A 21,420-nucleotide genomic window follows, 5' to 3' on the forward strand; every position below is an offset into this window, starting at 1 on the left:
TTATGAAAATTAGCACACAGATGAAAACAAAATGGATGCAATTTAAAGTATCGGCTTTATCTGCATCTATGACTGCATTAATTGTAAGTAGTATCCCAACACAAATATCAGCTTCTGATATTGATATTTATCAGGCGGGTGGTACTGGTGAAGTAAATATTAAGTTTATGCTCGACCGATCATTAAGTATGGGGCATGAAACTAGTTATGGAAAAGTAAAAGAAGATTACTTTTATAAAAGTAAAATATGTCCGGAAAAAACTTATACAGTAACTCATTATAGTACTAGTGCTACTGGTGGTTATAGTGATCGAAAACGATATGATGTGGAAAATGTTGGTGAGGGTAAAGGAGATTATAATAGTAATTACCAATATGTAGGTGAAGGTAATGGCAAGTATACAATTACTTTACGTACGAATCAAAACAATGGAGGAACACCACTTTATAAAAAAGCTGGGAGTTATACTGGGCCTGTATGCCAAAAATATTGTAATACTCTTAGTAGTCTGGATACAGACTTAAAGATATCAGGTCAGCTCGCACTTAATAATACAAAACCAAGCGAATTAACAACTGTTACGTATAAATACGCTAATGAAGATGAGAATTATTGTTCAATTATATTAGATAATAAAATACTGGCTTCTGCAGATCCTGAAGATTCTGGGTATGTAAAAAAAATAGAGAATACTTGTGAATTGAAAGCCAATAAAACGAATGAATATTATTGCCTTGCTAGATTTTCCAACTTAAAAAAAGCACTATATTCATTGGTTCTAGATGAATCTATTGATTCGACTAAGAATTTTGCTTTAGATATTTACGGTAGTGATCGCAATTTTACTCCGCTAACATTTACAAGTATGACTGATTCAGGTAAGAAAACCTTCATGGATAAGGTTAATAGTATTTCATTAAGTGGTGCAACACCTATTGCGGAAGGTTATTTTGCTGCAGGAAACTATTTTTCAAAAGCAAATATGCCGACACATCAAAATACTAAATTAAGTTGTACTGGTAATGGTGTGTATTTCTTGACGGATGGGGTGCCACAAAGTGGTGCAAACTCATTTTTAACAGATACTGATTCAAGCTCAAAATTTACTCCATCACCAACTAAGGTAGTTAAATCTTACTTTCCTTTATATTGGCAAAGCATGGCAGGGTATGCGCAGGCTTTAAAAAATAGTACTTATAAAATTAAAACAGCAACGGTTGGCTTGGGCTCGGAATACTATTTAGCTAACGAAAACTTACCTACAGATGGGACATTTAATTGTTCTTTATATGCTGGTAAAAGAGATCAACAAGCCTTATGTTATTTAGGTTCAAAAGGATACGGTGAGAATAGTGAAACTTACGGACAAGGGGGATTCTATACTGCACAGTCTGCAGATGACCTCATCCAAAGTATCCATCAGTTTGTAAGTGATGTTTCTGTTAAGATCGAAGGCTCGACTATGGGAACCAGTACAATTCCTGTAGATGCCCTGGACTCAACTAGACTTCAAAAATTTTCTTATTTCCCAATGTTTAAACCTATTGTAGGTGGGGATGAACAACTCTGGGCAGGTAACCTTAAAAAATTTGCAGTTAAAACCAGTACAGGTACAGTCGTAGATACATCGGATAATGCTGTATTTAAAGATAGTAAAATACAAGAAAAGTTAAGCGATTATTGGTATGAAAGTGTTGGTAGTTCTGAAGACGATGTGTATATGGCATGGGGCGGTTTGTTAAGTAAACTTAAAGTTCATCACAAGCCATTAGTTACATCAGGGACTTTAGGTTTTAATCGGAATGTCTATTTAGATATTGGAGTTACCAATGGTAATGGTCTAAAGCATGCAGTGACTGACATTCTTGAAGGTAGTGAAACTCTAGGAAATAAAAAACATTATTTGTACGGTTTGTTAGGTTATTCAAAACTCACCCAAACTGACCTTGATGCGTTGGCAAGTAAATCATATGCGGAGCAAATGAATTACTTGCAAACAAAAACAACAACTCAAGATTTCCAAATGGGTTCAGTTATTCACTCAAGTCCAATCATGTTGACTCAAAAAGGTGTTTTTGAGGAATTAGATGGTGAATATAGCGTTACTGAAAGAGAAGACTATATTCTAGCGGGTACTACACAAGGTTTAGTACAGGTTGTAAATGCAGATACAGGTAAAGAAGTCTTTAGTTTCTTACCAAGCGAATTTTTAACGCGCACCAATAATGCTCAAGAAAAAGGCTTTGCTGAATCACTTGCACTAGATCGTTTTACAACGACAAATACTGATAAGTTTTTTTATGGTGTAGATGGACCATGGGTTGCACATACTGAATACGAGTATAGCTTTGAAGGCGATAAAGAAATTATGACTGCCAAAAAGCAATATGCTTATGGTGGTCTTCGTATGGGTGGCAGAAGTTATTATGCATTAGATTTAACAGATTTGGGCAAGACCTCTGGCAAACCAAAACTCTTATTTGCTGTTAAACCAGATAATCATACTTCTGGAGCTTTATCTTATATGGGTGAAAGTTGGTCAAAACCAGTCGTCACTTATATTCCTTGGAAAGGCCAGAAAAAATTAGCTATGATTGTAGGTGGTGGATATGACCGTAAGTATGAGAGTCAGGAGGTAACTGGAACCGTTAAAGGTAATGGAATCTATATCTTTGCCGCTGAAGACTTGGATACCAATACCAAAGCAGGTACTTTACTGTGGTGGGGAAGTAGTAATGCGACGTCTAAAGGTGGTGCTATTGAATCTACAGAAATTAAAGCAATGACACATAGTATTCCATCACGCGTTAAAGCAGTTGACCGTAATGGTGATGGTATAACAGATCACTTATATGTAGGTGATTTAGGTGGGCAAGTCTTCCGAGTCGATTTTAATTCCAAGTTAGGTGCAAGTGCTGTTAATTCTTCCTTAGTTTATCAAGCAGAGAAGATTGCTGACTTAAATACTACTGGAAAATATCCAAGACGTTTTTATGAAGCCCCTACATTTACAATTCATAAAGATGATAACGGTAAACGATTTGCGATGGTGACATTGGCTTCAGGTGACCGCAGTAGTCCATTAGATACTGACACTGGGTATCCTGAAGATTATGTAGTTGCGCTTAAGGATGATACTGTTACTCAAACACCAGTAGCCACCCCAGCATTAATTACTTTAAATTCTATGCACGATATAAGTAGTGCCTCAGTTTTCAATAAAGGGACACATAAAGGCTGGTTCTATCCAATGCCTAAGTCAGATAGTAAGCAAATCCGTGGTATGCAAGAAGGGGTCGCATTGGATAATGACCTTTATTATTCACTTTTCAACCCAGATGCGAGCACGGCTACAGAAGATGGAGCGGATGAATGTACTGGGGGGGTAACAGGAAAAAGTATAGCGTATAAATTCTGTCTACCATATGGTGATAAAAGTTGTTTTGGAACGACTACAGCGACCAATCCGGAGAAAATTGGCGAGTTGGGTGCAGGTATTATCGGTTTAACATTTGGTGCTGGTCGTTCAAAAGCTACCAATAGAACCTTAATTTTTAACAAGGATGTTAATCCTAAACCACCAGAATATGCTGTATCTGACAAATTGGTACCTAAGCGTTGGTTTGAATATTTACCATTTAATTCTGGTGGTAAATAATTATGCGAATCAAAAAAGGTTTTACACTGATTGAGTTAATGATCGTAGTTATTGTCTTAGCTATCTTGGCAGCCATTGCTTTGCCAAGCTATCAGGCCCAGGTGCGTAAAGGCAATGAAAAGCTTGCATTGCAGCAGATTGCTGATTTAAGTTTAGAACTTGAAAAAGAGAAGTCACGTAACTTTAGTTATGAGGGTTTAAATGGGAAAAGTTTGTCAGCAAAAGCAGGAACTAAGGTTATATATACGAGTACTGTTTCTGCTGAATTGAGAAAGTGGTCGATTAAATCATGCGTGAATCAAGCTTTGGAAGATGCTAGCTTATATAAAAATTTTGCTTCTAATAGTAAGGGTGCAACGTGTGAATGGTCTGATACATCATGTACAGTCCCATCACAATGTCAATAAGGTGTAAAAATGAAGCGATATTTAAATAACGGTTTTACACTCATTGAATTAATGATTGTTGTTGTTATATTGGGGATTTTAGCTGCGATTGCTTATCCAGGTTATACGGGTTATCAGGAACGTACTAAGAGAGTAGAAGCACAAACTACAATGTTAGAGATAGCGAATCAACTATCAGCATATAAAGTTGCTCACGGTGATTATACAGATGCTTCATCAGCTCCATTTCTGGTATCTAAGATTCCAAGTACTGGGACCGAAAATTATAATTTAGCGTTAACAGTTTCAGTGGATAAGCATTCCTGGGCTTTAACAGCAACGCCCGTGAATTCTATGGCAAGCACAGGAGCTATTACTTTAGACAGTACTGGTCAACAATGCTGGGAAAAAACATCAGGTGCTTGCGAGCCGTGGGATGGTAAGTAATTAAATTCAAACTGTGGGTAACTTAAAATTTGATCTTTCTTTCAAAGTAAATATGACGTAAAATATTGCCCTCTATGAAAGGGGTTTGAAATGCTGCCGATGGTCGGCACAGGGATAATCCGTAAAAACTATAAGGTTGTATCATGGTCGTAATTCGTCTAGCACGCGGTGGTGCTAAAAAACGTCCGTTCTATCAAGTTATTGTAACTGATAGCCGCAATGCGCGTGACGGTCGTTTCATCGAACGTATTGGTTTCTTTAACCCTACAGCTCAAGGTCAAGCAGAAAAACTTCGTTTAGATGCTGATCGTTTTGCTCATTGGGTTGCTCAAGGCGCTCAACCGTCTGAACGTGTTGCTTCTTTAGCTGCTCAAGCTAAGAAAGCTGCAGCTACTGCATAATTTATTGCGAATTAAGTAGTAGGTATAACCCATGACACCAACACAGAATGTTCCCGAAGATCGTATTCAGATTGGACAGTTACGTTCAGCATATGGATTAAATGGGTGGCTCTGGGTCTATTCCAATACTGACCCCATGAGCAACATCTTTGACTATCTTCCTTGGTATATTGAGACCAAAGAAGGTTGGCAAACAATAGATGTAAAACGCTGGAAACCGCATGGTAAAGGCTTGGTTGTTTCGTTGAAAGGTGTGAGCGATCGCACGGCAGCGGATGGCTTGGTTGGCACAAATGTCTGGATTTCAAAATCGCAACTTCCGAAAGCAGGAATGGATGAGTTTTACTGGACAGATTTGAATGGCTTAACAGTGTTAGGTTTGGATGATGCTGAACAAGAAGTAAATCTCGGTAAAATCCATGAATTGTTTGAGACGGGTGCCAATGATGTGATGGTGGTTCACGCAACACCAGACAGCGTTGATGCTGAAGAGCGCATGATTCCATGGCATAAAGATGTGGTACAGCGAGTTGATCTTGAAGCTGGTCGTATCTACGTAAATTGGGGCGTAGATTATTAATCCTTTAAGGATGAACGCAGCAGGAAAATAGAGGAGTCTGCGATGTTTTTTGCAGTCATTACGCTTTTTCCTGAAATGTTTGAAGCGATTACAGCCTACGGTATTAGCGGGCGTGCAGCAAAACGTGAAATAGTACAAGTCACTTGTATTAATCCACGCGATTTTGCGACGGGCAACTATAAGCGGGTGGATGAACGTCCATTTGGCGGTGGTCCGGGTATGGTGATGATGGCTGAGCCTTTGTCTCAAGCAATCCAGCATGCCAAAGAGCTTGCAGCGCAAGCAGGATGTATTCAGGTTCCCGTGGTGTATATGTCGCCACAAGGAAAAACCTTAAACGAAGCTGCTGTACAACAGTTTGTCGAATATGATGGATTGATTGTGCTCTGTGGACGTTATGAAGGTGTCGATGAACGTTTGATCCAGCAATATGTTGATCAAGAATGGTCAATTGGTGATTATGTTTTGTCGGGTGGCGAACTTCCTGCGATGGTTTTATTGGACAGTATTATTCGGAGACTTCCGGGTGCAATGTCGGATGAACAATCAGCGATACAAGACTCATTTGTGGATGGTCTTTTAGACTGCCCGCAATATACCAAGCCAGACCAGTTTGAAGGTTTGGATGTGCCTGAGGTGTTAAAGTCTGGGCATCATGCCAATATCGAAAAATGGCGGTTTTTGCAGCGTTATCAACGAACTCTTGATCGTAGGCCCGAGCTTGTAGAAAAAGTTGAGTTGACCAAGCAGCAAAAGAAATGGCTAAAAGATTTGAATACTTAAAGTCGACTTTAAGTATTTTTAAATAGGCTCTTTATCGACCGAAGTGAAGACTTAGGTGATAAAGGGAAAGATAAACGGGTTGATATGCGCTTTAGCCTCTGTCCCCAGCGGTAACAGACCTCTTCTGTCCGCACATTGGAGATTCCCACATGAGTGGTAAACATCCTTTAGTTCAAGTTATTGAAAATGCTCAATTAAAAACTGATATCCCAGCTTTTGCACCAGGTGATACAGTTATTGTATCTGTAAAAGTAAAAGAGGGCGATCGCGAACGTCTTCAGGCTTTTGAAGGCGTTGTAATCGCAATCAAAAACCGTGGTTTAAACTCTGCGTTCACAGTACGTAAAATTTCTAGCGGTGTTGGTGTTGAGCGTGTATTCCAAACTCACTCTCCAATCGTTGCTAAAATCGAAGTTAAACGTCGTGGTGACGTGCGTCGTGCTAAACTTTACTACCTACGCGAATTGTCTGGTAAAGCTGCACGTATTCGTGAAAAATTACCAGCTCGTAAAGTTAAAGCTTAATTTTAAGTTTTATCTCGAGTTAAAAAATGCGCCAAAAGGCGCATTTTTTATGTCTGAATCTTTTTAGTTTTATAAACCTTGCAGTTTTAAACGATTGGCATGTTGACGGTAAATTGCCACAGGGTCTTGTGCAAATATACCTTGTATCCCAAAGAAGTGGTTAATCTCATCAAAGTGATTGTGCTTATAATCTTGACGAATCACTTGGCCGTAGCGACCACTACACAGTGAGACAAGGCCATCATGGTCTTTGCTTTTTAACAAAGTTGTGCCTAAAGCTACAATTGAGGTATCGATCACATCTAAAGGATTGGTAATTTGTTGATTGCCCATCCAGGAATAATGATAAATACCATCAGCAGTCTGTTTTTGCCCCTGACTATTACAATCTTGGGGAATGGCCGCTGAACCATATTTCGCATTAAATGCCATAATACCCGTGGTGCTTAGAGATTGCATCGAGCCTTCATAATCAACACTAAGTTTTGGATTCGACTGGATCAGCGCGATACTTTTACCCAGTAAACCAAAAACCACTTCTGCAATCGGATCGAGAAATTTACTTTCTACCATCACATCGGCCAGTTTTGTGCCTTTCATTGCTCCTGCGACCGCCGTCATGGAGGCAACTTTCTCGGGGGCAACACCTTCAATATATTGAATGGTTGGGCCACCATGGCTATGACCGATCAAATTCACTTTTTTCTTGCCGGTGAGGGCCATGACTTCATCGACTTGTTGTAAAAGCTGCTCACCACGAACTTCCGTCGATTCCACCGCAGACATTTCCGCTGCAAAAACCGTCGCACCATTACGTGCCAAGTCTGGCAAAATTTGATACCAATAATCTAAGCCCAACATTTGTGTACCAATACGCGAGAAGCCTAAGCCGAACCCATGTGCCATCACTAACGGGTATTGGGTGCTTGCATAATTCGATACAGCTTTTGCCTGATATTGGGTTAAGCCGGCAGCTTGCGCAGGTAAATGCACGAATGCAACGCTGCTCAGTGCAGCGAGGACGATGTGTTTAAGTTGCATTGAATATCCTTGATTATTTTTTTTAACATTTTTGTTTTTTAGACAATTCATATTGTCAATATTAGGTAAATTAACAATTTTTAGTTTATAAATAAAGCAATAGAGGATGAGTGGTGAATTTTGAAATCATCAGGATTCAAGATCAACAGATAGAGATTTTAGGTATTTATTTTTATTAAAAAGAACGATTTTCGGCTCTTTTTAGCAAGGTGGAACTTATAAACCTTCTAGCTTTAAACGGTTAGCATGTTGGCGGTACAAGGTGACAGGATCTTGTGCAAATACACCTATAATTCCAAAGAAATGATTCACTTCATCAAAGTGATTATGCTTATAGTCTTGACGAATAATTTGTCCATAACGACCGCTACATAAGGGCAGAGCACCATCATTTTGGCATGGGTCAATTGTAATGTCGTCATGCCATATAGGGTCAATGCGAGAAAGAATTTATTCATAAGTGCTCTGAAGAATCTAAACAAAATGATTTTTTATTTTTAAGGGCTAAAAAGGGATTTATACAGTTACTGATAAATCCCTTATTCTTTATAAACCTTGCTGTTTTAAGCGGTTGGCATGCTGACGATAGACATCGACCGGATCGGGTGCAAACAACGATTTCAGACCGAGTACCTGATTCACTTCATCTAAATGGTTCCAGTTGTAATTGTCACGGATGGTTTTGCCAAACTTGGCGCTGCAACGGCATACCAGACCATCATTTTCTTTACCACCATTAATCAACAAACTGGTGACCTTTAAAGCACCGTCAGGATCCAGTAAATTGGTCACTGTACCGATACCGGTAAAGGAATAGTTATAAATACCCTGGTCTAGGAACTTGCCTTCTCCACATGCTGTGCTTGGCATGCCTATGGGGAAATTGGCATTAAACTGTGCAGAGCCTTCAAGAGTTAAACTTTTACCACCGGCTAAAGAATCATGCGGGAAGCTTTGTGGGTCAAGACCTTGTGCCCAGGTAATCGCTTTGGAAACAAAATTGATGACACCTATGAGTGGGCCCTCAATAGCCGTACCTTCAGCAGACAAGATCAAGTCCGCTACAGGCGAGCCTTTATGTGGCGCACCTACTCCCGTCATTGAGGCAACTTTACCCGGTAAGGCTACACCAACGTAGCGAATGGTTGGACCTCCATGCGAGTGGCCAATCAGATTGACTTTTTCTGCCCCGGTCAATGCCAGAATCTCTTCGACTTGTCGTGCCAGTTGTTCACCACGAATTTCAGATGAATTAAATGGCGATACACGGGTTGCCCACACGTTGGCACCGTTACGGGCCAAGTCCGGCAGAATTTGATACCAGTAGTCGAGACCAAACTGGTCGGTTCCTACAGTGATAAAACCAGCCATCCCATGACTAAAAACAATCGGGTATTTGGTTTTTGCATAGCTTGAGGTTGCTTTTCCCGTGACTTGGGTAGCGTTGCCTGCTTGTACTTGGCTAAAAGCACTGAGTGACATTAGGCCAGCAATGAAGAGTCCGTATTTCATATTGAGTACTCAAAATATTATTGTTTTAAACCAGTTGTTTTATTAGACAATTTAAATTGTCAAAATTTAGTATTGAATATAAGTGGTCTGATTTCTAAATTTAACAGACCAATGCAATATAGAGTTGTAACAAGGTATGAATATGAAAATGCCCATAAAAATAGTGCCTTTATGTGCATGGATTTGTTTAGAAGCTCGGTTTATAAACCCTTAAGTTTTAGACGATTGGCATGTTGTCTAAACAGGGCAACTGGATCAGGAGCAAACATCCCTTTTAAACCAAACATCATGTTGGCAAGGTCAGTATGATTGAGGTTGTAATTATCACGGATGACTTGACCGATATGTGAACTACAGCGGGCAACCATACCATCATTGTCTTTGTTTCCATAAGACAATGGCCCGAGTTGCATCAGAATGCTATCAATGTCCAGAAGGTTGGTGGTTTGCGCAGTTCCACCCCAAGAATAGTAGTAGATTTCCTTATCCACTTCCGCACCGCTCTCGTTACAGTCAGAAGCTAAAGCAGCGGTCGGGAAGCGTTTATTAAAGTTTGCCGATTCTACTTCGGTCAAAGACTTCATCGAAGCATCAAAGTTCACCGGAATATCCGGATTGGCTTGAGCCCAGGTCATCAGTGGTCCAATGATGTATTGGCCCAAAATATTGAAAGCAGTACGGCTAAGAGTATTGTTTTGAATATCATCGGCCACTTTAGAACCGCGGTATGTTCCACCCACGCCAGTCACCGATGCGACGTATTCGGGTTTCACTGCCGCTACGTATTGTACGGTTGGACCACCATGACTGTGACCAATCAGGTTGACTTTATCCTGACCTGTAATCGCGAGCACTTCTTCAACCTGAGCAACCAGTTGTTCACCACGAAACTCAGTGGTATTGGCAGGGGATAACTGTGCTGCAAATACGGTTGAACCATTACGTGCCATATCGGGCAAAATTTGATACCAATAATCAATGTTGAAACTATCATTTCCGATACGTGACCAGCCTAGCCAGCCGTGGGTCATGACAATGGGATATTGGGTTTTTGCATAATCAGACTTAACCGTTTCTTTGATTTGCAAAATTCCTTTTGCTGCTTGTGTTTCAGCGGTTAAACCCATGGTAAGGGTCGTCATTACCGCAAGCATGATCACTTTTTTGTTTTTTAAAGTTTTCATCGACTTTTCCTTAAATATTTTTGTTTTTATTTATATAAGTACATAAATCAGATGATCAATTTAGTCACCTGATGAGGCTACATTGCGATTACTCGCCATATGGTAATTTTCCTCCTTGATCATGAACTGATTCAAACGTTCCTACCCGGAGTTGTTCTTCTGGTTTATTAAAATGCTGTATCCTTAATTGTTGAACGGCTTTTTGTTTGGCATCCTCACTCATGCCACTTTTTATAATGTTGTCGCGTTCTTTCAGATAGCCATCGACCTTGTTTTTCCAGTCGCGGCGTTGTCCATCTAATCTTTCCAAACGCTGTGTGGCTTCAGGACCGACCAAATTCATCCGCATCTGATGAATTTCTTCCGCAGAACCCCCACGTGCTTTAATGTCTGCGGTCAGTTTGCGTAAGTCTTCGAGTTTATTGAGCTGCTCTAGGTTTTCTTTCCAGTCTTGGGGTAATTGATTGAACAAATCTTTTAATTTTTGTACTTTTTGCGCTTCAGTTAAGCTTTTGTCATCCATGACCATCATGCGACTTAAGGTGTATTCATGGTAAGTATCTTCGGTACCGAATAAGCCTTCAATTTCGTAATCCGAGAAAAGCTGTTTACGCAGATTTTTCATATTGGCAAAGATACTTTGATAATATTTAGGATCTTCTTTATTGATATTTGGTGCTTGCAGATCACCGAGTTTTTCGCGGTAATCGATATAGCGATTCCACAAATCTAGAATTTGTGCGAGGGCAGGCGCTTTATATGTTTGCTGGATATAAGCCTTAAAATCATTTTTAATCTGCTTGAGATCTTTTTCCCCATACTGGGTAATGAAATATTCAAAACAGTTGCGTGTTTGCTCATTCACAATTAAATGGTTGGCAGCATCAAGACTCAACTGACAGTTCACTTCAGTGTCCTGTTGGCTTTTACTCATAAAAGCCCCGCCTTGAACTACGTTTGCTGGCGTATTTTCAGTTAAGCTATTACCTTGATGATCAACAGTTTGTGCTGCACGTGTTTTTTCTGCACTCGATTGCGAGGGCGCTAACCAAAATAATAGTGCGCCGATAGCCACAATAATAAGCGCCAAAATAATCCATAACTTATATTTCCGCATTTCCTATGCAACCTTTTTGCTTGTTTTGTTTTTATAAGTCTAAAAATAGGATTTAAATTTGCCATTAAAGCTGTAAATGTAACGTAGAAAAGTTGTAAATGCAGACAAGCGGTTGTTAACATGTCATCCGTTTCAACTTGCCTGATCTTTCGCTATGAAAAAGACTTCACCTAAAATTCAACGCCGGAATATTAGCGGTGTGTTTTTACTTAATAAGCCTTTGGGTATTAGTTCTAATGGCGCTTTACAGAGAGTGCGTGGGTTATATCGAGCGCAAAAAGGTGGTCATACCGGTGCTTTAGACCCTTTAGCCTCGGGTCTGTTGCCGATTTGTTTAGGTGAAGCGACTAAGTTTTCTCACTATTTGTTAGATTCGATCAAGCGGTATCAAACCACCATCCATTTAGGTCATAGCACCACCACCGGTGATGTAGAAGGTGAGCTGTTGTTGGAGCAAGCTGTTCCGGTGCTAACGGAAGAAAAAATTCAGCAGGTTTTGGCAAGCTTTACAGGGGACATTCAGCAAGTTCCGCCGATGTATTCCGCTTTGAAGAAAGAAGGGCGTCCGTTGTATGAGTTGGCACGTCAAGGCATTGAAATTGAACGTGAAGCACGCCCCATCACCATTGAGGCGATTGAGTTATTGTCCTTTACTGAAAATAGCCTGACTTTAGATATCACCTGTTCTAAAGGCACTTATATTCGGGTCTTGGGTGAAGACATTGCCAAAGCCCTCGGTACTTTGGGACATCTGACCTATCTGCACCGGATTAAAACGGGTCAGTTTGACCTGATTCCCGAATACACCATTGAGTATCTGGAAAGCCTGACTGAACAAGAGCGCGAAGCTTTGTTACTGCCTGTTTATGCCCCAGTCGATCATTTTCCAAAAGTGCAGGCGCCGGAAGGGCGTGCGGAATACTTTAGCCGCGGCATGGAAAGTAATATTGAGCATGAGGCGGAAGCACAGGTTCTGGTTTTTGATGGTGAAAAATGTCTGGGCTTGGCAGAGATTACTGACCGTAAGCGTCTGGTACCAAAACGTGTACTGAATCTCGAATAGGCTTTGAAGACCATGTATGGAAATTGAAATTTTAATCAGCCTGTTGGTCTTTGCTTTCTGTGCGGGGGCGATTGATGCGGCTGTGGGTGGCGGTGGTCTGATCCAGATTCCTGCCATTATGAATGCGATGCCACAACTCAGTCCAGCGACTGTGTTTGGGACCAATAAGTTGTCTTCGATTTGTGGTACGGCATCGGCAGCGTGGAGCTTTGTTCGCAAAGTCAAACTGCGCTGGAAATTGCTGGCGGTAATTGCCAGCTGTGCCTTTATAAGCTCGTTTGCAGGTGCTGCCTGTGTCGCGATGATTCCAAAGGAAGTCCTCAGACCCTTTGTCCTGATCATGTTGATTGTGATCGCGATTTATACCTTTAGTAAAAAACAGTTTGGTCAGGTGCATATTCGTCAGGAACTGACACCGAAAATATTGATGCTGGCTGCAGTCGGCAGTTTGTTGATTGGTTTTTATGACGGTATTTTTGGTCCCGGGACTGGAAGTTTCTTTATTTTCTTTTTTATTCGCTATTTAAAAGCGGATTTTATTCATGCCTCGGCCTTGTCTAAAGTAGCGAATTTAACCACCAACCTGGCGGCTTTAAGCTTCTTTGCCCCCACCGGACATGTGCTGTTCCAGATCGGTTTGATGATGGCGGTCGCCAATGTACTCGGTTCATTGGTCGGTGTACGTGCCGCCTTAAAATATGGCAGTGGTTTTATCCGGATTCTGTTTCTGATTTTGGTGAGCCTATTGATATGCCGTTTGGCTTATCAAACTTTTTTCCCGTAAATTCTGCTCAATATTAAACTTTATTATACAAATTGCTTCATCTCGTCACCCACATGCCGGGCATTCGCTTTTAAGATCATCAAACAGAATATCTTCACAAGAAGGATAAACAGTCCTTTCAACATATCGGGTCTGTAAAAGATAGCAGGGTGATGTAGATGAATATTTTCGAAGCTTTACGTGCAAGTCATGAAATACAACGAGAACTGTCTGAAAAATTAATCCAGACTTCAGGGAATACCGTAGAGCGTCGCGAGCTGTTTGAATTGCTGAAAAATGAATTATTTGCCCATGCCGTGGGCGAAGACCGTTATTTTTATATTCCTTTGATGATGACTGATTCAGGCTTAAATATTACCCGCCATGCCTTGTCTGAACATCATGAAATCGATGAGTTACTTGAGCAATTAACCGAAACGGATATGAGTAATCATGGTTGGCTGGCGATTGCAAAAAAACTGTCGGAAAAGGTCCATCATCATTTGCAGGAAGAAGAACATGGTTTTTTCCAGCAAGCCGGTAAAATTTTGGAAGATGAACAAAAGCAAAGTTTAGCCCAGCAATATTTGGCTGAATACAACAAGTATAAAAAGTTAAATAAAGACAGTTTGACTTAAATCTCCCTAAAAAATCCTAAATAAAAAAGATGGTTTGAAGCCATCTTTTTTATGTTGATCTATGGATTATTCAGGTTGAAGATCTTTATTTTTACTCGCTCTAAACGTCACACCCACCGAAGCAATCATGATGCAAAGTAAGGCAATACTTTGTAAAATCGTGATTTGTTCTTTAAGTAACAACCAGCCTGCCAAAGCAGCTAGTGCAGGTGATAAACTGGACAGTGTGCCGTAACTGAGTTTGCTTAATCGCTTCAATGCCATCAAGTCTAAAGCATAGGGAATCGCGGTTGCGAGCAGGGCAATGATTAAGGCTTGTCCCCAATATTGAGTCTGAATAAGCGCTGCTGGATTATGTACTGCACTGATCGGCAACATCACCAAGGCAGATAGCACAATCGCAATACTCAGCGCATGCATGCCAATATTTTGACGAACCACACGTTGCCCAAAATAAATATAAATCGCCCAGCAGACACCGGCACCCAAAGCAAAAGCAGCCCCTAGATAAGAAAAGTTATCGGCTGATGCATCTTGCCACGGCACCATTAAGGCAACCCCTAAAATAGCCAGACAGACCCAGACATAATCAGTTTTTTGTTTGATCGAAAGCAGCGCCAGTGTCAGTGGCCCCAAGAATTCTAAACCGACGGCAATCCCTTGCGGTAATTTGCCTAAAGAGGCATAAAACAACACATTCATTAAGCAGACCGAACCACTATAAAACAGTAAATCTTTCCATTTTAGATAGGGTAAACGCTTGATGATTTTCCAGGAACGGAACATCAGCACAATTAAAATGGAAGCAAAGGAAAGCCGTAATGTGACCACGGTCAGTGGATCAAGCACTTCAAACAGTTGTTTGGCAAATGAGGCACTGATCTGGTACGCAACCATGGATAAAACCATGAACAGAACAGCAGTAAGTTGGGAGTTAGGCATGCGACACGCAGGATCACCGAGTCAGGTGAATCCACTGGAAAAGATGGCGCCAGTATAGCAATTCTGTTTAATTTTTGAGGGAATGAAGAGTCTTAAACGCTTTAAATTTAAAACTTTGAATTTAAAAAATCAGCGCGTAAATTTAGCCTGATTAATTTGAATTTAAAGGATGTATTTTCTATTTTTCTTCAGCTTTGTTCTTGGCTTGTTGCGTGGTGTAGGTACAGCCCATGGAAGCGGTAATAATGGTCGCAAGTGCAAGCCATTGGTTCCATAATAACTGCTCGCCTAAAAATATAAATCCAGATAATGCTGCAATTGCCGGTTCTACGCTCATTAAAGTACCAAAACTGAGTGCCGTTAAATTACGCAGTGCAATCATTTCCAGAGTAAAAGGCAGGGCACTGGCCAGCACCGCCAAAGCAATAAAATAAACAAGGTTTGAAGGTTCAAAAACGCTGGCTGACATGCCTGAAAATAGAGCGATTGGCATTAAACACAGCATGCCGATAAACATACCCAAGCACACGGTATGATTACCTGAAATACCGGAAGGTTTTTGTCCGGCCACGATATACAGCGCCCAGCAAGCCCCTGCACCTAATGCAAAAGCAATCCCGATTAAATCGAGGCTCTGTGAAACCTGATCAAACGGAAACAATAAAATAAGACCAAGAATGGCCAGTCCGACCCAGATAAAATCGAATTTTTGGCGTGCGTAATATAGCGCCACGCTGAGCGGACCAATGAATTCAAAAGAAACGGCAATACCAAGCGGCAGGCGATTAATTGACAGGTAAAACATGGCATTCATACCGGCTAAGGCGATGCCGTAGCTGATAATCGCTTTCCATTTCACCTGTTTAAAATTGATCTGCCAAATTTTAAAAATAAGTGCCAAGATTACCGCACCAATGAGCATACGCATGGCTGCAACGCTCAGGATGGGAAATTGACCGAACAGGATTTTGGCAAGCGAGCCACTGCTTTGCACGCTGATCATTGCAATCAGCAATAACAGCAGTGCCTGAACATGGGGTATATTTTTAAAATTCAACATTCACTAAATTTGTTTCGATTTCTCGAATAGCGGGAGATCAGCAATAAAAGCTGTAAAAATAAAAAACCACAGCACGAATGCTGTGGTTTAAGGTTCTAAATTAAATTAGAACAATACGCGAACGCGGATTGTACCTTCAACGTCTTGAAGTGTATCAAGCGCTTCTTTAGACGCAGTTGCGTCAACATCCATGACCAAGTAACCCACATCACCTTTAGTCATTAATGACTGACCAGAGATGTTGATACCGTGTTCAGCAAACAGGTTGTTGATTTTAGAAAGCACGCCAGGAATGTTTTTGTGAATGTGAAGTAAACGGTGTTTACCTTCAGTCAACGGCAACGCGATTTCCGGGAAGTTCACAGCAGATAAAGTCATACCTTTATCTGAGTAAGCAACAAATTTCTCTGCCACTTCTAAACCGATGTTGGCTTGCGCTTCCATAGTCGAACCACCCACGTGAGGAGTCAAAATCACGTTGTCTAAGCCACGAAGTGGAGAAACAAATTCTTCACCGTTTGCTTTAGGTTCTTTAGGGAATACGTCAATTGCAGCACCGGAAATATGACCCGATTTAATCGCATCAGCCAAATCTTCAATCAGTACACATGTACCACGTGCAGCATTAATGAAGATAGAACCTTCTTTCATTTGTGCAAACTGGTCTTTTCCAAAGAAGTTACGTGTTGATGGCACGTCAGGAACGTGTAGAGATACCACGTCAGCGTTTGCAAGTAACTCGGCAAGAGAACCTACTTGACGTGCATTACCCATAGGAAGTTTGGTTACTGCATCATAATAAATCACGTGCATACCCATGCTTTCAGCAAGAACTGAAAGTTGAGAACCGATTGAGCCGTAACCCACGATACCTAAAGTTTTACCACGAGTCTCAAATGAACCCACTGCAGACTTGTTCCAGCCACCACGGTGAGTAGAAGCAGATTTCGCAGGAACACCACGAAGTAAAAGAATTGCTTCAGCAAGTACCAGTTCAGCTACTGAACGGGTATTTGAATACGGTGCGTTAAATACTGGAATACCACGAACCATCGCAGCATCAAGATTTACCTGATTGGTACCGATACAAAAACAGCCAACAGCGATGAGCTTGTTGGCTGCTTCAAATACTTCTTCAGTCAGTTGAGTACGTGAACGAATACCGATGAAGTGAGCATCTTTAACCGCTTCTTTCAACGCTTCACCCTCAAGCGCAGTTTTACGGTAATCGATGTTGGTGTATCCAGCAGCATTTAATGTGTCGATTGCGTTTTGATGAACGCCTTCTAACAACAAGAAACGAATTTTATCTTTAGGTAGAGAAAGATGTTGGCTCATTACGGCTCCGCTACAAAGGCCAAATTTAGTCGCGATATGATAACATACGAGAAGGGTCTATATACATTTCCTTTATGACGGAGAGTCTAGGTATTTTTGCCATACATACGCCGTTCCCTGCAGATTTTGGTTTAACTAAAGCTGTAATTTTTAAGGCGAGATTGTCAAAATGCTTATTTACTCAGGGTTTCAATGGAAAATGCCTTATAATGTCGGGTAGTGAAAACCGCCACAGCCATGCTGTTGCTTTTATGTTCACGCCAGTCTAAGACACCATTGCATTGTTAATCTTTTTACAAATGAATGATCTATAGACCATCCACCACTTGTATATTTCTTGCTAGGTCTGCAAACGATGAATGCTCCAGTCGCTTTAACACCTGAGTTATTAAACCAATTGACAGTCATTGTCGGTGAAAACCGCATTAAAACTGATGCTGCTAGTCTCGATGCCTGGGGCAAAGACTACACCAAGCATTTTGATCCAAATCCATCAGTCATCGTTTTTCCATCGAGCACGGAACAGGTGCAGGCGATTGTTAAATTTGCCAATGAACACAATATTGCCATCACGCCATCGGGCGGCCGTACCGGTTTATCTGCTGGTGCAGTTGCATCGAACGGTGAAATCGTCGTTAGCATGGACAAGATGAACCAGATTCTGGAATTTTTCCCTGCAGACCGTATGGTACGTGTACAAGCGGGTGTTGTGACTGAACAATTGCAGAATTATGCTGAAGAACAAGGTATGTATTACCCAGTAGATTTTGCGTCTTCAGGTTCTTCACAAATTGGCGGCAACATTGGTACCAACGCTGGCGGTATTAAAGTTATTAAATATGGCATGACTCGTAACTGGGTGCTTGGTCTAACTGTTGTAACAGGTAAAGGTGACATCCTTCGTCTGAATAAGGGCATGATCAAGAATGCAACCGGTTATGCGCTTCAACACTTATTCATTGGTGGTGAAGGGACTTTAGGTTTGGTGACTGAAGCTGAAATCAAGCTTGAGCGTCAACCGCATGATTTACAAGTGATGGTGTTAGGTGTGCCTGACTTTGATGCGATCATGCCGGTACTTCACGCATTCCAGAAAAAAATTGATTTAACTGCGTTCGAATTCTTTGGTGAATTGGCCATGCAGAAAGTGCTGGATCATGGTCATGTGCAACGTCCATTTGAAACGGCTTGTCCTTTCTATGTTTTACTTGAGTTTGAAGCGCCGTATGAACCAATCATGGATGCTGCGATGGAAATCTTCGAGCATTGTATGGAAGAAGGTTGGGTGCTTGATGGCGTAATGAGCCAAAACCTTGACCAAGTGCATAGCTTATGGCGTTTACGTGAAGATATTTCTGAATCGATCGCACCGTTCACACCATACAAAAATGACATTTCAGTGTTGATTACCCACGTTCCTGCATTTATTAAAGAAATTGATGCAATTGTGGAAGCGAATTATCCTGATTTTGAAATTTGCTGGTTCGGTCATATTGGTGACGGTAACTTACACTTGAACATCTTGAAACCAGAGAACTTGTCTAAAGATGAATTCTTTGCCAAATGTCAGGTAGTGAATAAATATGTATTCGATACTGTGAAAAAATATGACGGTTCGATCTCTGCGGAACATGGTGTCGGTATGACCAAAAAGCCTTACCTAAATTACACCCGTTCTGAAGAAGAAATTGGCTACATGAAAGCTTTGAAACAAGTATTCGATCCAAATGGTATTATGAACCCAGGTAAATTATTCGATCTTTAATATTTGACCTGTAAGTTGTTTTACCGATGACTACATAACTGTTATCGAGTAAGAAAAAAAGGCATGGCATCATAGATGCAGTGCCTTTTTTTTTATGGGGGGAGATTTCCCAATGTTACGTTTATTGTCTACCTCTCTAATTTGTTTGGGTTTAATGACGACGGGTTGTGCAACAATAAAAAAAATAGCTTCTAAAGTCAGTCTTGGTTCATCAGATACGCCTTTGCAACAAGTCTTGAAAGAAAGACCTGACTTGCGTAAGAATTCGGCAACGGTTGAGATTCGTCAATATTTTAACAGCGCCGAGTCACCCACTGCTGCACAGGTAAAAGTGACTGAAACGGGTTTAAAAGATGATTCGGTTCGTTCGATTCGTACCACGTACAGTTTTAAAAATGTAGAGGGTGACTGGAAGAAAACAGGTACGCAAACAGAGTATCAATGTATGCGCAGCAAAAATACCAAGTCTTTTCAAAAAGCAAAATGCTCTTAATAAATATTTGATTTACGGTTGTAAGTTAGGCTGTAATGCCTCATAAAAAGCGTATCGATTGATGCGCTTTTTGCGTTTGGGGTAATAAGAACAATGAATATTTTAATTGTGGGAAATGGATTTGATTTGTCACATTACTTACCGACGAAGTATGACCATTTTATGGATGTAATGAGTGCGATTGAAGGTAAAAATACAGGGGAAAAAGTTCCAAATTTAACAATTCATACAGTGCATGAGTGGATGGATATATTGGATGAAATGTTCTTAAAAAATAAGAACTCTAATTCCTTTAAGTTTGAAATGAGCTTTGATGAGTTATTTTCAAAAATAAGAGATATTAAATTCATAGAAAAAGCTAAAGAATATTATTTTATAGACAAAATTAATCTATCAGCTAAAGATGTATTAAAGACTCAATATAAGTTAGAGCTAAATTGTTGGTATCAGTATTTTAAAAATCATGTAAAAGAGGTGAAAACTTGGATTGATTTTGAACAAAAAATTGAAGAGGTTTTGATAGTTGCCGCACGTTGTATTGTAGATATTGAAAATTTCCACATAATTGAAAATTTGTACCAATATTTTGTTAAGAATAAAAAAGATGGTTTGAAAATTAGAAATCGTGATTCAAAGATTTTAAATTTTTTTAACGCCGTAAAAATTGAGAAATATGAAACTCTCAAACCGAGGCCTTTGCTTAAAGATGGGAGCGGGGAAGAAACTATTGTAATTAATGAGCGAGAAAATATTAATCCGAAATTTTGTTATGGAGGTAAAATTATTAATGGCTTCAGTCCTGAATTATTCTTAGATTTCCTTTATGAACAATTAGACGATTTTATAGAAATTTTTAATCTTTACTTAGAATTAGTTGTGAATAAATTTCTATTGAATTGTGAGGTTGAAATTAAATCTCCAGACTGGGTGTGCCCAGTTAAAATTTTCTCATTTAATTATACCAATACTTATCAACGTCTTTATGATTCTGTTGATGTTGAATACTTGCATGGTAGTTGTGGCGAGCATCAAAATATTGTTTTAGGTGTTTCAGATGTAAAAGATGAGGCATTAAAGAAACTTAAAGCTTATGGTTTTACCAAATATCATCAAAAGCTTTTTAAAGACACAGATTATTTATTTTTAGATCATTTTAAAGAAAAAGTTCAAATACATAAGAAAAAAATAGAATATTTTGAGAAAGATTTTGGCGATAGTGATCCAACGGCAAAGAAATTTACAAGACAGAATTTAATGGAAGTAGATAGTAAAATTAATCTAAATATAAGCATTTGGGGATATTCATTAGATATTTCAGATAAAGATTACATTATTGATTTATTTAGCTTAAATGATGAGATGGATAGAAATGTAAGAGTAACAGTCTACTACTATGATCCAAATGCTAAATTTTCTTTACTCAATAATTTATTAGCTATTTTGAATAAAGACAAAGTTGAAAAATGGATGAAAAATAAATGGCTTCAATTTAAGCCGAATCCTGAAATTAAATTTGGTGAAATTATTTCAGAAAAAACCGCTTAAAGACAAGAAAAATGGTCTCTGTTAAACTACACCTACTCAACCAAGTAGGTGTTTTTGTTTGAGACAAATATTTCTCACGAATTTTTCATTTAAACACCTTGTGAATACGGTGTTTTAAGTCACTTATAACTCAGTGCATTTCCGAAATTTAATTTAAATACTCAATGCTTGTCATTGGG

General features: G+C 39.9%; 20 protein-coding genes and 1 pseudogene. 13 read left to right on the forward strand and 8 right to left on the reverse strand.

Translation table 11 applies throughout. The features are described 5' to 3' along the window. Positions 1-2: 2 nt before the first annotated feature. From HLH16_RS03985 to rplS, 7 genes are all read left to right on the forward strand, one after another. Positions 3-3,659, forward strand: a complete 3,657-nt coding sequence (locus HLH16_RS03985) for a pilus assembly protein (protein ID WP_250850223.1) — start codon at positions 3-5, stop codon at positions 3,657-3,659. A gap of 2 nt (positions 3,660-3,661) precedes the next feature. Continuing rightward, positions 3,662-4,066 (forward strand): type IV pilin protein, encoded by a 405-nt coding sequence (locus HLH16_RS03990; RefSeq protein WP_214646605.1) that lies wholly within the window; start codon positions 3,662-3,664, stop codon positions 4,064-4,066. Between the two features lie 9 nt (positions 4,067-4,075). Next, complete coding sequence (locus HLH16_RS03995; protein WP_171528333.1) at positions 4,076-4,492, forward strand: type IV pilin protein; 417 nt, start codon at positions 4,076-4,078, stop codon at positions 4,490-4,492. A gap of 143 nt (positions 4,493-4,635) precedes the next feature. Next, positions 4,636-4,893, forward strand: coding sequence for a 30S ribosomal protein S16 (rpsP, locus tag HLH16_RS04000; RefSeq protein WP_067726777.1), 258 nt, complete (start codon positions 4,636-4,638; stop codon positions 4,891-4,893). A 31-nt stretch (positions 4,894-4,924) separates the two neighbouring features. Then, entirely contained in the window at positions 4,925-5,473 is a 549-nt protein-coding gene (rimM, locus tag HLH16_RS04005) for a ribosome maturation factor RimM (RefSeq protein ID WP_171528334.1), read from the forward strand. Between the two features lie 42 nt (positions 5,474-5,515). Further along, complete coding sequence (trmD, locus tag HLH16_RS04010) at positions 5,516-6,256, forward strand: tRNA (guanosine(37)-N1)-methyltransferase TrmD (protein ID WP_171528335.1); 741 nt, start codon at positions 5,516-5,518, stop codon at positions 6,254-6,256. Between the two features lie 149 nt (positions 6,257-6,405). Then, positions 6,406-6,780 carry a 50S ribosomal protein L19 gene (gene rplS / locus HLH16_RS04015; protein WP_131217323.1) on the forward strand — a complete coding sequence of 125 codons (375 nt, stop codon included), beginning with the start codon at positions 6,406-6,408 and terminating at the stop codon, positions 6,778-6,780. Positions 6,781-6,849: 69 nt separating this feature from the next. On the opposite strand, the gene HLH16_RS04020 is transcribed toward rplS, so the two are convergent. The 5 genes and pseudogenes from HLH16_RS04020 to HLH16_RS04035 form a co-directional block, all read right to left on the reverse strand. Continuing rightward, complete coding sequence (locus HLH16_RS04020; RefSeq protein WP_171528336.1) at positions 6,850-7,821, reverse strand: esterase/lipase family protein; 972 nt, start codon at positions 7,819-7,821, stop codon at positions 6,850-6,852. A 216-nt stretch (positions 7,822-8,037) separates the two neighbouring features. After that, positions 8,038-8,214: pseudogene (locus HLH16_RS15695) on the reverse strand (esterase/lipase family protein); the annotation flags it as partial. 153 nt (positions 8,215-8,367) lie between these two features. Beyond that, positions 8,368-9,333, reverse strand: a complete 966-nt coding sequence (locus HLH16_RS04025) for a lipase family alpha/beta hydrolase (protein WP_171528337.1) — start codon at positions 9,331-9,333, stop codon at positions 8,368-8,370. Positions 9,334-9,533: 200 nt separating this feature from the next. Then, positions 9,534-10,517, reverse strand: coding sequence for an esterase/lipase family protein (locus HLH16_RS04030; RefSeq protein WP_171528338.1), 984 nt, complete (start codon positions 10,515-10,517; stop codon positions 9,534-9,536). A gap of 88 nt (positions 10,518-10,605) precedes the next feature. Next, positions 10,606-11,634 (reverse strand): lipase secretion chaperone, encoded by a 1,029-nt coding sequence (locus HLH16_RS04035; RefSeq protein WP_171528339.1) that lies wholly within the window; start codon positions 11,632-11,634, stop codon positions 10,606-10,608. 154 nt (positions 11,635-11,788) lie between these two features. Between HLH16_RS04035 and truB the strand changes: the two genes are divergently transcribed. From truB to HLH16_RS04050, 3 genes are all read left to right on the forward strand, one after another. Beyond that, positions 11,789-12,697, forward strand: a complete 909-nt coding sequence (gene truB, locus HLH16_RS04040) for a tRNA pseudouridine(55) synthase TruB (RefSeq protein ID WP_171528340.1) — start codon at positions 11,789-11,791, stop codon at positions 12,695-12,697. 16 nt (positions 12,698-12,713) lie between these two features. Then, positions 12,714-13,481 (forward strand): sulfite exporter TauE/SafE family protein, encoded by a 768-nt coding sequence (locus HLH16_RS04045; RefSeq protein WP_171528341.1) that lies wholly within the window; start codon positions 12,714-12,716, stop codon positions 13,479-13,481. Between the two features lie 158 nt (positions 13,482-13,639). After that, positions 13,640-14,098: a hemerythrin domain-containing protein gene (locus HLH16_RS04050; RefSeq protein WP_171528342.1), complete on the forward strand. Its 459-nt coding sequence runs from the start codon at positions 13,640-13,642 to the stop codon at positions 14,096-14,098. Positions 14,099-14,164: 66 nt separating this feature from the next. Here HLH16_RS04050 and HLH16_RS04055 read toward each other — a convergent pair whose 3' ends face one another. From HLH16_RS04055 to serA, 3 genes are all read right to left on the reverse strand, one after another. Continuing rightward, complete coding sequence (locus tag HLH16_RS04055) at positions 14,165-15,040, reverse strand: EamA family transporter (protein ID WP_171528343.1); 876 nt, start codon at positions 15,038-15,040, stop codon at positions 14,165-14,167. 178 nt (positions 15,041-15,218) lie between these two features. Next, a complete protein-coding gene (locus HLH16_RS04060; protein WP_171528344.1) occupies positions 15,219-16,100 on the reverse strand; it encodes an EamA family transporter in 882 nt (293 codons plus the stop codon). A gap of 105 nt (positions 16,101-16,205) precedes the next feature. Then, entirely contained in the window at positions 16,206-17,438 is a 1,233-nt protein-coding gene (gene serA, locus HLH16_RS04065; RefSeq protein WP_171528345.1) for a phosphoglycerate dehydrogenase, read from the reverse strand. Positions 17,439-17,793: 355 nt separating this feature from the next. Between serA and HLH16_RS04070 the strand changes: the two genes are divergently transcribed. From HLH16_RS04070 to HLH16_RS04080, 3 genes are all read left to right on the forward strand, one after another. Beyond that, positions 17,794-19,203 carry a D-2-hydroxyglutarate dehydrogenase gene (locus tag HLH16_RS04070; protein ID WP_171528346.1) on the forward strand — a complete coding sequence of 470 codons (1,410 nt, stop codon included), beginning with the start codon at positions 17,794-17,796 and terminating at the stop codon, positions 19,201-19,203. Positions 19,204-19,315: 112 nt separating this feature from the next. Then, positions 19,316-19,696, forward strand: coding sequence for a hypothetical protein (locus HLH16_RS04075; RefSeq protein WP_171528347.1), 381 nt, complete (start codon positions 19,316-19,318; stop codon positions 19,694-19,696). A 93-nt stretch (positions 19,697-19,789) separates the two neighbouring features. Next, positions 19,790-21,241, forward strand: a complete 1,452-nt coding sequence (locus HLH16_RS04080) for an AbiH family protein (protein WP_171528348.1) — start codon at positions 19,790-19,792, stop codon at positions 21,239-21,241. Positions 21,242-21,420 lie beyond the last annotated feature (179 nt).

Origin of the sequence: Acinetobacter sp. ANC 5378 (assembly GCF_013004315.1) — a bacterium.
Lineage (GTDB): Bacteria > Pseudomonadota > Gammaproteobacteria > Pseudomonadales > Moraxellaceae > Acinetobacter.